The 12,674-nt window shown below is 61.2% G+C and carries 11 protein-coding genes; all 11 read left to right on the forward strand.

Features of this window, described 5'->3' with window-relative positions:
* Positions 1–280: 280 nt before the first annotated feature.
* On the forward strand, positions 281–1,429 hold the full coding sequence (gene arnB, locus AB1J88_RS07365; protein ID WP_086791189.1) for a UDP-4-amino-4-deoxy-L-arabinose aminotransferase: 1,149 nt from the start codon (positions 281–283) through the stop codon (positions 1,427–1,429).
* Positions 1,426–2,457 carry an undecaprenyl-phosphate 4-deoxy-4-formamido-L-arabinose transferase gene (gene arnC / locus AB1J88_RS07370; RefSeq protein WP_041063810.1) on the forward strand — a complete coding sequence of 344 codons (1,032 nt, stop codon included), beginning with the start codon at positions 1,426–1,428 and terminating at the stop codon, positions 2,455–2,457. Before arnB ends, arnC begins: the two co-directional genes overlap by 4 nt.
* On the forward strand, positions 2,454–4,445 hold the full coding sequence (arnA, locus tag AB1J88_RS07375; protein WP_430290633.1) for a bifunctional UDP-4-amino-4-deoxy-L-arabinose formyltransferase/UDP-glucuronic acid oxidase ArnA: 1,992 nt from the start codon (positions 2,454–2,456) through the stop codon (positions 4,443–4,445). Before arnC ends, arnA begins: the two co-directional genes overlap by 4 nt.
* A complete protein-coding gene (gene arnD, locus AB1J88_RS07380) occupies positions 4,445–5,329 on the forward strand; it encodes a 4-deoxy-4-formamido-L-arabinose-phosphoundecaprenol deformylase (RefSeq protein ID WP_198758091.1) in 885 nt (294 codons plus the stop codon). The genes arnA and arnD overlap by 1 nt, the downstream gene beginning before the upstream one ends.
* Positions 5,326–6,975: a lipid IV(A) 4-amino-4-deoxy-L-arabinosyltransferase gene (gene arnT, locus AB1J88_RS07385; protein WP_430290634.1), complete on the forward strand. Its 1,650-nt coding sequence runs from the start codon at positions 5,326–5,328 to the stop codon at positions 6,973–6,975. The genes arnD and arnT overlap by 4 nt, the downstream gene beginning before the upstream one ends.
* Positions 6,972–7,316: a 4-amino-4-deoxy-L-arabinose-phosphoundecaprenol flippase subunit ArnE gene (arnE, locus tag AB1J88_RS07390; protein ID WP_041063803.1), complete on the forward strand. Its 345-nt coding sequence runs from the start codon at positions 6,972–6,974 to the stop codon at positions 7,314–7,316. Before arnT ends, arnE begins: the two co-directional genes overlap by 4 nt.
* Positions 7,313–7,726 (forward strand): 4-amino-4-deoxy-L-arabinose-phosphoundecaprenol flippase subunit ArnF, encoded by a 414-nt coding sequence (gene arnF, locus AB1J88_RS07395; RefSeq protein ID WP_121185395.1) that lies wholly within the window; start codon positions 7,313–7,315, stop codon positions 7,724–7,726. Before arnE ends, arnF begins: the two co-directional genes overlap by 4 nt.
* Positions 7,723–9,102: a UDP-glucose dehydrogenase family protein gene (locus AB1J88_RS07400; protein ID WP_430290635.1), complete on the forward strand. Its 1,380-nt coding sequence runs from the start codon at positions 7,723–7,725 to the stop codon at positions 9,100–9,102. Before arnF ends, AB1J88_RS07400 begins: the two co-directional genes overlap by 4 nt.
* The gene (locus AB1J88_RS07405) at positions 9,099–10,697 is read left to right on the forward strand and encodes an ArnT family glycosyltransferase (protein ID WP_430290636.1); all 1,599 of its coding nucleotides are present in this window, start codon (positions 9,099–9,101) and stop codon (positions 10,695–10,697) included. Before AB1J88_RS07400 ends, AB1J88_RS07405 begins: the two co-directional genes overlap by 4 nt.
* An 81-nt stretch (positions 10,698–10,778) precedes the next feature.
* Positions 10,779–11,297: a GNAT family N-acetyltransferase gene (locus tag AB1J88_RS07410; protein ID WP_430290637.1), complete on the forward strand. Its 519-nt coding sequence runs from the start codon at positions 10,779–10,781 to the stop codon at positions 11,295–11,297.
* 141 nt (positions 11,298–11,438) lie between these two features.
* Entirely contained in the window at positions 11,439–12,617 is a 1,179-nt protein-coding gene (locus AB1J88_RS07415) for an MFS transporter (protein ID WP_430290638.1), read from the forward strand.
* The last annotated feature ends 57 nt before the right edge of the window (positions 12,618–12,674 follow it).

The following is a 12,674-nucleotide window of genomic DNA, read 5'->3' on the forward strand; positions in this document are numbered from 1 at the left end:
ACGGCAGAAGCCTGAACAGCGGCTGTATAAGTGACAGATAAACGATTCGCCAACCGGTTTTTCATGTTCCTTTCACAAAAACCGGCATAACCTTAATTCCCATAGGTTCGGTAGTGGCTATGCCCCAACCTGCCGGGCAAATCGTGAAAAGTCAATCTATCCCCGACGTCATGCTTTTTTTGCCAAGTTATTGATGCAGGAGCGCTTTTCTGCGTCTACGCTGTGGTTGGATCCAACAGTTGCGTGAGTCCATCCTTTTATTTTTTGCAATGAGGTGCCCATGAGTCAGGCGTTTCTCCCCTTCTCCCGCCCAAGTATCGGCGATGAGGAAATTGCCGCTGTCGAGCAGGTGTTGCGCTCGGGCTGGATCACCACGGGGCCGAAAAACCAGGCACTCGAAGAGCAATTTGCGCAGTACGTGGGTTGCAAGCACGCGGTGGCCTTGTCTTCGGCCACCGGCGGGATGCACATCACGCTGCTGGCCCTGGGCATCGGCCCGGGCGACGAAGTCATCACCCCGTCGCAGACCTGGGTCTCGACCGCCAACATGATCTCCCTGCTGGGCGCCAAACCGGTGTTCGTCGATGTCGACCGCGACACGCTGATGACCGACGCTGCGCGCATCGAAGCGGCCATCACTCCGCGAACCAAAGCGATCATCCCGGTGCACTATGCCGGCGCAGCATTCGATCTCGATCCGCTGTATGCCCTGGCCGACAAACACGGCATCCCGGTCATCGAAGACGCCGCCCACGCTGCCGGCACGCGCTACAAGGGCCGTCACGTCGGTTCGCAAGGCACGGCGATCTTCTCGTTCCACGCGATCAAGAACATGACCTGTGCCGAAGGCGCGATGTTCGTCACCGACGACGAAGCCCTCGCCAGCCGCGTGCGCATGCTCAAATTCCACGGCCTGGGCGTCGACGCCTATGACCGTCTGACTGGTGGCCGCAAGCCGCAGGCACAAGTGATGGAGCCGGGCTTCAAGTACAACCTGGCCGATATCAACGCCGCGATTGCTCTCGTGCAGTTGCAGCGCCTGGACGAAATCAACGCCCGCCGCACCGAACTGGCCACGACCTATTTGCAAAAGTTCGAAGGCCTGCCAGTGCAACCGCTGGCCCTGCCCGACTACGCCCAGCAACACGCCTGGCACCTGTTCATCCTGCGCATCGACAGCGAGCGTTGCGGCATGGACCGCGAAGCCTTCATGAAGGCGTTGCAGGATCAGGGCATCGGCACCGGTATCCATTTCATCGCCACCCACTTGCACACCTGGTATCGCCAGCGTGACCCCGACCTCTACCTGCCCAACACCGAATGGAACTCGGCGCGGCTGTGCTCGATTCCGCTGTTCCCCGATATGACCGGTCAAGACCTTGACCGGGTGGTCGGTGCCATCGCACACATCATGGAAAAACGCCTGTGAAACCTTATCCAATCCGTAGCGTGTCGATCGTCATCCCGGTCTACAACGAACAGGAAAGCCTGCCCGAGTTGCTGCGTCGTACCGAGGCGGCCTGCCGCCAGTTGCACCACGATTTTGAAATCGTGCTGGTCGACGACGGCAGCCGCGACGAATCGGCAAACATGCTTGAAGAAGCCGCCGGGCGTGAAAACAGCCCGTTCGTGGCGGTCATTCTCAACCGCAACTATGGTCAGCACGCCGCGATCATGGCCGGTTTTGAACAGTGCAAGGGCGACGTGGTCATCACCCTCGACGCCGACCTGCAGAACCCGCCGGAAGAAATCCCGCGACTGGTGGCCGAGGCCGAAAAGGGTTACGACGTAGTCGGCACCGTGCGCGGCAATCGTCAGGATTCGGCGCTGCGCCGCTATCCGTCGAAGCTGATCAACCTTGCCGTGCAGCGCTCCACTGGTGTTGCCATGAGCGACTACGGCTGCATGCTGCGTGCCTACCGCCGCACCATCATCGACGCGATGCTCGCCTGCCGCGAACGCAGCACGTTCATCCCGATCCTGGCCAACAGCTTCGCCCGTCACACCACCGAAATCGTCGTGGCCCACGCCGAGCGTGAACACGGCGACTCGAAATACAGCCCGATGCGCCTGATCAACCTGATGTTTGATCTGGTGACCTGCATGACCACCACGCCGCTGCGCCTGCTCAGCATCGTCGGCTTCGCCATGGCCGGTCTGGGTGTGCTGTTCGCTGTTGCGCTGATCGTTCTGCGTCTGGCCTTCGGTGCCGGCTGGGCCGGTGACGGTACGTTCGTGCTGTTCGCCGTGCTGTTCGTGTTCACCGGTGGCCAGTTCATCGGCATGGGCCTGCTGGGTGAATACCTGGGCCGCATGTACAGCGATGTCCGCGCCCGTCCGCGTTTCTTCATCGAAAAGGTGTTGCGCAGCCAGCCGGCCGATCCGGCCCCTGCCGTCACCGTTGATGGTCTTTCTTCTACCGCTACTTCTTCCACTTCCGATCAGGTTCTCTCATGAGTGCAAAAACTGTTGTCTTCGCCTACCACGATATTGGCTGCGCCGGCATTGAAGCCCTGCTCAACAGCGGCTTTGACATTGCAGCAGTCTTCACTCACGCCGATGATCCGAAAGAAAACGCGTTCTATGCGTCGGTGGCCCAGCTGTGCGCCAATAAAGGCATCCCGGTACACGCGCCGGAAGACGCCAACCACCCACTGTGGATCGAGCGCATCGCCAAGCTGGACCCGGAATACATCTTCTCCTTCTACTACCGCAACCTGCTGAGCGAGCCACTGCTGGCCCTGGCCAAAAAAGGCGCGTTCAACCTGCACGGTTCGCTGCTGCCACGCTATCGCGGTCGCGCTCCGGCGAACTGGGTACTGGTCAACGGCGAAACCGAAACCGGCGTTACCCTGCACCGCATGGTCAAGCGCGCTGATGCCGGCGCCATCGTTGCCCAGCAGCGCGTTGCCATCGACCGCAGCGACACCGGCCTGACCCTGCACGCCAAACTGCGCACCGCCGCCAGCGACCTGCTGCGCGATACCCTGCCGAACATGCTGCAAGGCAAGATCACTGAAACCCCGCAGGACGAATCGAAAGCTACCGTGTTCGGTCGTCGCACCCCGGCGGACGGCAAGCTGGTCTGGGCCAAACCGGCCGAAGAACTGTTCAACCTGGTGCGCGCCGTGACCCGTCCTTACCCAGGTGCGTTCTGCGCCGTGGGCGAGCACAAACTGATCGTCTGGAGCGCCGAAGTCGTCAAGGGCAACGAAGGCCAGGCGCCAGGCCGCGTGATCAGCGTCGATCCGCTGCGCATTGCCTGCGGTCAGGACTCGCTGGTGATCAACGCCGGTCAGCGCAACGACAACGGTCTGTACCTCAGCGGCCCGCAACTGGCCAACGAACTGGGTCTGGTGGATGGCTCGCTGCTGCGCGGCGCCGAATCCGGGCGTGCGCCACGTCGTACCCGCGTGCTGATCCTCGGTGTCAACGGCTTCATCGGTAACCACCTGTCCGAGCGCCTGCTGCGTGACGACCGCTACGAAGTCTACGGTCTGGACATCGGCTCCGACGCCATCGACCGCCTGCGCAGCCACCCGAACTTCCACTTCGTCGAAGGCGACATCAGCATTCACTCCGAGTGGATCGAGTACCACATCAAGAAGTGCGACGTGGTCCTGCCGCTGGTGGCCATCGCCACGCCGATCGAATACACCCGCAACCCGCTGCGCGTATTCGAACTGGACTTCGAAGAAAACCTGAAGCTGGTTCGCTACTGCGTCAAGTACAACAAGCGCGTGATCTTCCCGTCGACCTCCGAAGTCTATGGCATGTGCCAGGACAAGAACTTCGACGAAGACAGCTCGAACCTGATCGTTGGCCCGATCAACAAGCAGCGCTGGATCTACTCGGTCTCCAAGCAACTGCTGGACCGCGTGATCTGGGCTTACGGCGCCAAGGGCCTGAACTTCACCCTGTTCCGTCCGTTCAACTGGATGGGCCCGCGTCTGGACCGTCTGGATTCGGCGCGTATCGGCAGCTCCCGCGCCATCACCCAGTTGATCCTCAACCTGGTGGAAGGCACGCCAATCCGCCTGTTCGACGGTGGCGAGCAGAAGCGTTGCTTCACCGACATCGCTGACGGCGTTGAAGCACTGGCGCGCATCATCGACAACGACAACGATGTCTGCAACGGTCAGATCATCAACATCGGCAACCCGGACAACGAAGCCAGCATCCGTCAACTGGGCGAGGAGCTGCTGCGTCAGTTCGAAGCACACCCGCTGCGTCACAACTTCCCGCCGTTCGCCGGTTTCCGCGACGTGGAAAGCAAGGCGTTCTACGGTGCCGGTTACCAGGACGTAGAGCACCGCAAACCAAGCATTGCCAACGCCAAGCGCCTGCTGAACTGGGAGCCGACCGTGGAAATGCGCGAGACCATCGGCAACACCCTGGACTTCTTCCTGCGTGAAGCCATGCTCGAAATCGCGGACAAGAAGTAATGCAGGCAGGTCTTCGTATCGATGTCGACACCTACCGCGGCACCCGAGAAGGTGTGCCGCGACTGTTGGAGATGCTCGACGAGGCGCAGGTCAAGGCAACGTTTTTCTTCAGTGTCGGCCCGGACAACATGGGCCGGCATCTGTGGCGCCTGATCCGCCCGCAGTTCCTCTGGAAGATGCTGCGTTCCAACGCTGCCGGCCTCTACGGCTGGGACATTCTGCTGGCCGGCACCGCCTGGCCCGGCAAACCGATTGGCCGTGATCTCGGGCACCTGATGCGTCAGGCCCGGGACGCCGGTCACGAAGTCGGCCTGCACGCCTGGGATCACCATGGCTGGCAGGCCAATGCCGGTCGCTGGACTGACGCGCAACTGATCGAACAGATCCGTCGCGGCGTCGACACCTTGAGCGACATCCTCGGCGAAAAGATCCAGTGTTCGGCCGCCGCCGGTTGGCGTGCGGACGAGCGCGTGATCGAGGCCAAGCAGACTTTCGGCTTTCGCTACAACAGCGATTGCCGTGGGCAGAGCCTGTTCCGTCCGCTGCTGGCGGACGGCACACCGGGCACGCCGCAGATTCCAGTGGACCTGCCGACCTTCGACGAGGTCGTCGGCCCGCACGTGGCAGCGAAGGACTTCAACGCCTTCATCCTCGACCGGTTCCAGTCGCAAGCACTCAACGTCTACACCATTCATGCCGAAGTAGAAGGGATTCTGATGGCTCAGGACTTTCGTCAATTGCTGGCCGATGCACGCCAGCGCCACATTGACTTCCAACCCTTGGGCAACTTGCTGCCCGAGTATTTCAACACCTTGCCCGTGGGCCGCGTGCAACGCGGTGCGCTCGAAGGCCGCGAAGGCTGGCTGGGAGTGCAAGGCGCATGACCAGACGCTGGGCACTGCCGCTGTTGGTCGGTCTTTGTCTGCTGGCCTATCTGTTGCCGTTGAGCACCCATGGCCTGTGGATCCCCGACGAAACCCGTTACGCACAGATCAGCCAGGACATGCTGCTCAGTGGCAACTGGGTGTCGCCGCATTTCATGGGCCTGCGTTATTTCGAGAAGCCGATTGCCGGCTACTGGATGATCGCCATCGGCCAGGAACTGTTCGGGCAGAACCTGTTCGGCGTGCGCTTCGCGTCGGCCCTCAGCACGGCTTTGAGTGTGTTGCTGGCCTACCTGGTCGCGCGCAGGCTATGGAACGATCCGCGCAAGAGCTTCGTCTGCGCCCTGCTCTACATGAGCTTCACAGTCGTCGCCGGTCAGGCCGGTTACGCCAACCTCGATCCGCAATTCACCTTCTGGGTCAACCTGAGTCTGGTGGCGCTGTGGTTTGCGCTCGACAGCAAAAGCACCGGGCACCGTCTGGGTGCCTGGGCGGTGCTGGGGCTGGCCTGCGGCATGGGTTTCATGACCAAGGGCTTTCTTGCCTGGTTGCTGCCGGTACTGATCGCGTTGCCGTGGATGCTTTGGCAAAAACGCTGGCGTGAACTGCTGGTGTTCGGTCCGGTGGCCATCGCCATCGCGATCGTCGTCAGCTTGCCGTGGGCACTGGCGGTGCACGCACAGGAACCGGATTACTGGCGGTTTTTCTTCTGGCACGAACACATCCGCCGCTTCGCCGGTGACGATGCGCAGCACGATGCGCCATGGTGGTTTTACCTGCCGCTGCTGGTGGCGTTCAGTCTGCCGTGGGTTGGCCTGTTGCCGACCGCGTTCAAGCAAGCCTGGCAAACCCGGGCCCAGCCGAACATGGTTTTCCTGCTGTTGTGGCTGTGGTTGCCGCTGGGCTTTTTCAGCCTGAGCAACGGCAAGCTGCCGACCTACATCCTGCCTTGCCTGCTGCCATTGGCACTGCTGCTGGGCAATGCGCTGGCTGATCGTCTGCGTCTGGAACAAGGTCGTGCGCTGGGGATCAATGGTCTGCTGAACCTGCTGCTGGGTGTGGTCACGCTGATCACACTGGTTTACCTGCAACTGAACAAACCGGTGTACGACCACGAACTGCACAGTATGGTGCTGGTGTTCATTGCCTTGATCGGCTGGATCATCGCCAACCTGGCGCAAGCGTTCCTGCCGCTGCAATGCTGGGCGGCGCCGGCGCTGGGCAGCCTGTTGCTGGCCGGGATCCTGCCGGCGGCGTTGCCCAAATCGGTGGTGGCCAACAAAACCCCGGATCAGTTCATCCGCCATCACGTCACCGAACTGTCCGGTGCCACGCACTTGCTGAGCAACGATCTGGGCGCCGCAGCGGCACTGGCCTGGCGCATGAAACAACCAGAGGTCGCGCTGTACAACACGGTCGGCGAACTCAAATATGGTCTGTCCTATCCGGAAGGTGCTGAACGCCGACTCACCAAAGACAACGTTCAGCAATGGGTACGTGAAGCGCGCCGCAGCGGCTCGGTCGGCGTGCTGATGCGCGTCAAGGGCCAGGACGAACTTGAAGAACTCGATCTGCTGCCTAAAGACGGTACCCGTTACGAATCGGGCAATCTGGTGATCATGGTGCTGCCCAAGGATCCGTCATGAGTTGGTTGCTGTTACTGACGGCGTGTCTGCTGACGTGTCTGGGGCAAGTCGCACAGAAATTTGCAGTGGAGAGCTGGCGCGGCGTTGAGTCGTCGTGGGCTGACAAACTGCGTTCGCCGTGGTTGTGGCTGGCGCTGTTTTCACTCGGCAGCGGGCTGCTGGTCTGGCTGCTGGTGTTGCAACGTCTTGAAGTGGGCATCGCTTACCCGATGCTCAGCCTCAACTTCGTGCTGATCACCCTGATCGCCCGCTTCGTCTTTCGCGAGCCCATCGACCGCCAGCATTGGCTGGGCGTGGCGCTGGTGATCGGTGGCGTGGTTTTGCTGGGGCAACAGTCATGAACCAGGCACGAGGTATCGGTTTTGCGCTGGCCAGCGTGGGGCTGGTCAGCGCTGCCCAGTTGGGTATGCGCTGGAGCATGACGCGCCTGCCGCAACCGGAACAATGGCTGGCGGCGTTGAGCACCGGCAGTGTCGACCTGTCGGCACTGGCCGTGGTGCTGGCGGCAATTTTCGCCTACGCCCTGTCGATGCTCTGCTGGCTCGCGGCCTTGCGCGATCTGCCGCTGGGGCGGGCCTATTCGCTACTGAGCATCAGCTATGCGCTGGTGTACCTGCTGGCGGCCAGTCTGCCGCTGTTCAACGAATCGTTCAGTTTCACTAAATCGCTGGGCGTGGCACTGGTCATGCTCGGGGTCATCACTATTAACACTCGTCCGTCTCGTGCGCCCGAATTCAGGAGTGCTCCATGAAAATCACAGTATTTGGTAGCGGTTATGTCGGCCTGGTGCAGGCCGCCGTGTTGGCCGAAGTCGGTCACGACGTCGTGTGCATGGACATCGATCAGAAGAAAGTCGAACTGCTGCGCCAGGGTCACGTCAGCATCTTCGAACCGGGCCTGTCGAGCCTGGTGCGCGAAGGCCTGGACTCCGGCCGCCTGCATTTCACCTCCGATGAAAAACTGGCCGTGCAGCACGGTCGCGTTGCGTTCATCGCTGTCGGTACACCGTCCAGCGACGACGGCTCGGCTGATCTGAAATACGTGCTGTCGGTGGGTGACGCGGTGGCGCGCCACCGTGAGCAGCCGCTGATTCTGGTGGAGAAATCCACCGTACCGGTTGGCACCGGCGACACCCTGCGTGCGCACATTCAAGCCGCGCTGGACAAGGCCGGTCGTGAGCTGCAGTTCGATATCGTCTCCAACCCGGAATTCCTCAAGGAAGGTTCGGCGGTGTCCGACTGCCGTCGTCCGGACCGCATCGTCATTGGCTGCGAAGGTGACGACGTGCGCGATGTGATGCGCGACCTGTACTCGCCATTCAACCGCAACCACGACCGCATCATGTTCATGGACCTGCGCAGCGCCGAGCTGACCAAATACGCCGCCAACTGCATGCTGGCGACCAAGATCAGCTTCATCAACCAGATCGCCGAACTGGCCGAACACCTGGGCGCCGACATCGAATCGGTCCGTCAGGGCATCGGTGCCGACACGCGCATCGGTTACCACTTCATCTACCCGGGCTGTGGTTATGGCGGCTCGTGCTTCCCCAAAGACATGCGCGCGCTGATTCACAGCGCCGAGCAGGCGCACTGCTCCAGCGACCTGCTGCAAGCGGTCGAAGCGATCAACGAGCGGCAAAAGCACAAGCTGTTCGACCGTATCAACGCGTTCTATAAGGGTGACCTGCGCGGCAAGACCTTCGCCCTGTGGGGCCTGGCGTTCAAGCCGAACACCGACGACATGCGCGACGCACCGAGCCGCGTGCTGCTCGATTCGCTGTTCGCCGCCGGTGCCAGTGTGCGCGCGTTCGACCCGGAAGCGATGCAGGAAACCCAGCACCTGTACCCGAACGAAGAAAAACTGATGTTGATGGGCACCCCGGAATCGGTGCTGGCGGGTTCCGACGCGCTGATCATCTGCACCGAATGGCAGCAATTCAAGGCGCCAGATTTCGACCTGATCGAGCAACGCCTGAAAGCCCCGGTGATCTTCGACGGCCGCAACCTGTACGACGCCGAGCGTCTGGCGCGCAATGGCTTCAAGTACTTCCCGATCGGCCGAGGCGATTCGCGCAAACTGCCGATGCCACTGCAGCAGTGGCCTAACAAAGCGGAAGTCGCTTGATCACGTTGTCGCCTGTCATCCGCCGGCAGTCCCTGATCGCAGGGCTGCTGGCACTGCTGTTGTTTATCGCCGGGGTTTACGGACAGGCTCCCATTGGCTTCGATTCACGTTTTGTGCTGTTTGCCCAAGAGATGCTCAGGCACGGGCCAACGGTATTCCCGACGACCTACGGGCAGCCTTACGCCGATTATTCGGCGCTTTCGACGCTGTTCATCTGGCTGTTGTCGCTGCCCTTCGGCGCGATCAATACCCTGACGGCATGGCTGCCCAGCGCCATTGCCGGCGGTGTGATCGTGACGCTGATGTACCGCTTGCTGGCGGTGCATTCGCAACGCTGGGCGTTGATCAGCATTGCGCTGCTGATGCTCACCAGCACCTTCGTCACCGAAGTGCGCGCGGTGTCGCAAGACCTGATGCTGGCAGCCGTGGCGCTGTCGGTGTTTTATCTGGGTTACGCGCACGACCACTTCGGCTCGCGCCGACGCTGGCCGCTGATCTTTGTTCTGTTGCTGCTGGGTTTTGGTATCCGCGGGCCGATCGGCCTGGTGGTGCCGACCGGCATGCTCTGCAGTTACTACCTGCTCAATCGTGAGTGGAAACGCCTGTTGGTGTTCGGCTTGCTGGCGTCGATCCTGCTCGCCGCGTGCGTGGGGCTGCTGTTGTGGCTGGCCAGACTCAGTGGCGGCGAAGCGTTCCTGCAAGACGTGATCCGCATGCAGTTCATGGGGCGCATGGACGGCAGTGAAGGCGTCAGCGGTTCGCTGTATTACTTCACCAGTTCCATGGGCAACTACGCACTGGCGTATCCGCTGGCGATCCTGGCGTTGGCGGCGACCTGGCTGAGCAAACCGCATCAGCGCGGGCCGGCCTTGCGTCTGGTGCAATACTGCGCGGCTGCCGGGCTGATCGTCATGATTGGTCTGTCGATTCCGCAGGCGAAGAAGGCGCGTTACCTGCTGCCGATGTTGCCGATGGCGGCGATCATCGCGGCGTACCCGTTTCAGGTGCTGCACGGTCGGGTGTTCCGCGTATTGCGTGGGGTGATCCAAGGCATTTGGCTGGTGACGCCGGGACTATTGATGGTGGCCCTGCTGGTTGCCAAACGCCGCTTCCCCGAGCAGCTCGACGGTCTGACTCTGGTGCTGATCGTACTCGGTGTTCTGCAATTGCTCGCGTTGTCGCGCCTGTTGATGCCGCGTTGGCGTGCCGAAGTGCTGGCGCTGTGCTCGGTACTCGCGTTGTGGATGGTGTATGCCGCGGTGTTCGAACCGGTGGAGCGACGCTTGTACGACACGCAGGCGTTCAGTCGCGCCGCGTTCGCGCAGGTGCAGCAGAACCCGGCACCGCTGGTGCTGCACGGCATGGGCAAAGACGCCAAGGCGATCAAGTTCATGGTCAACGTCGAGCAGGACCTGCAACCGCAGTTCACCGAAACGGTGCAGCAACTCGAGGCCCTCAAAGGCCCGGCCTGGCTGATGATGGACAGCAAGGACCTGCAATCGCTGCAGGGCACCTCGCTGACGGGTCTGCAACCGGTACTGACCGGCCGTTTCGACAAGAACGATTACGTGTTGCTGTACCTGAAACCCTTGTAGGAACTGATTGAGGCTGCGATCTTTTGCGCTTTCGAGAAAAAGATCGCAGCCAGCGACAGCGCCTACAGGGATTTCTTGACCATGAGTTTTGTTGTACGCCGGGCGCGGCAGAATGATGCCGCCGCCCTCCCCGCCATTGAACGCTCGGCCGCCGAGCTGTTTCGCACAGATCCGACCCTCGCCTGGTTGGCCGACACTGACGTGGCCAGCGCCGCGCAACACCGCCAATTCATCGACCATGCCCACGTCTGGGTCGCCGAAACCACCTCGGCGCAGCTCGCAGGGTTTATCCGCGCGCTGGATGTTGGCAAGCAACTGCACATTGAGGAACTGTCCGTCAGCCTGGCGTTTCAGGGTCAGGGCGTGGGCCGTCAACTGCTGCTGGCCGCGATTGAACATGCCCGCCGCGAACAGATGCGCGCCGTGACCCTGACCACGTTCCGCGACGTGCCGTGGAATGCGCCGTTTTATCAGCGGATGGGGTTTGTGGAAGTCGCACCCGGTGAGCACGAAGCGCATTTGCTCGATGCCCTGCAGAACGAAATCGAACAGGGTTTTGCCGCCGAGCGACGCTGCGCCATGCAGCTGAGATTGCCCTGACAGGACAAATCCCTTGTAGGAACGAGCCTGCTCGCGATAGCGTCCTGTCAGTCAACTGCGTTGGCGCCTGACATTCGGTATTCGCGAGCAGGCTCGTTCCCACACGGGTTTCATCATAAAAATAAGGACATTTGCACTGCCGTGGCCACCTACTCCCGCCTGATACGCCGACTGATGATCACCTCGCTGAGCATCGTCATCAGCCGTGCCCTGATCAGTCCGCTACTGACCCTGTTCCTCAGCAACAAACTGGACCTCAACCCGCAGGACGTCGGTCTGCTGTTGGGCATCGCCGTGTTCAGTGCCACGCTGTTGTCGCTGTACGGCGGCTATATCATCGATCGCCTCGACAAGCGTCAGCTGTTGATCCTGACCATGCTCTCCAGCGGTGTCGGCCTGATGCTGCTGACGTTCGCGCAGAATCTGTATCTGGTCACGCTGGTGCTGATCATCAGTGAAACGGCGTCGGCACTGTTCCTGATCTGCTCCAAAGCGATGCTCAGTGAAAACCTGCCGGTCGGCCAGCGGGTCAAGGCATTTTCACTGAACTACACGCTGACCAACATTGGCTACGCCGTGGGCCCGATGATCGGTGTTGTGATTGCCGGGGTTCAGCCTTCAGCGCCGTTTATCGTCGCCGGGCTGATTGCCGCCGGCAGCGTTTTCCTGCTGCTGGGCGTGTCCCGCGAGACCAGTCCGCTGTCGCAGGCCAGCCCACCACAGAGTTTCCTGAACACCCTGATCATCCTGAAAAACGACCGCACGATGATCCTGTTCACCCTCGGTTGTCTGCTCAGCACCCTGGTTCACGGGCGCTTTACCCTGTACCTGTCGCAATACCTGCTGGTGACCCATACCCAAGAACAGACACTCGACACCATGGCCGCCCTGCTGGCCTGCAACGCGATCACGGTGATCCTGCTGCAATACCAGATCGGGCGCTTTCTCAAGCGCGAGCACCTGCGGTTCTGGATTGCCGGCGGCACGGCGTTGTTCATCGTCGGTCTGATCGGTTTCAGCCTGGCGGACAGCCTCGTCGGCTGGTGCGTGGCGATGTTCATCTTCACCCTCGGCGAGATGATCATTTACCCGGCGGATTTCCTCTTCGTCGATACCCTCGCGCCGGAGGCGCTGCGCGGCAGTTATTACGGCGCGCAAAACCTCGCGGCACTGGGCGGTGCGCTGAGTCCGGTGATGTGCGGGTTTCTGCTGATGCACACGCCGGCGCCGAGCATGTTCTACGCCCTGAGCGCTCTGGCGGCTCTGGGTGGGTATCTATGTTTTGTCAGTGGACGCCGCGTGGCCATAATTCAAAAATAATGCACTGAAGCAGCATTTATATGAATTTGTCAGCATCGAATTTGCACGGCACACTGT

Source organism: Pseudomonas sp. S8 (assembly GCF_050473925.1).
In the GTDB taxonomy this organism is placed as follows: domain Bacteria; phylum Pseudomonadota; class Gammaproteobacteria; order Pseudomonadales; family Pseudomonadaceae; genus Aquipseudomonas; species Aquipseudomonas parakoreensis.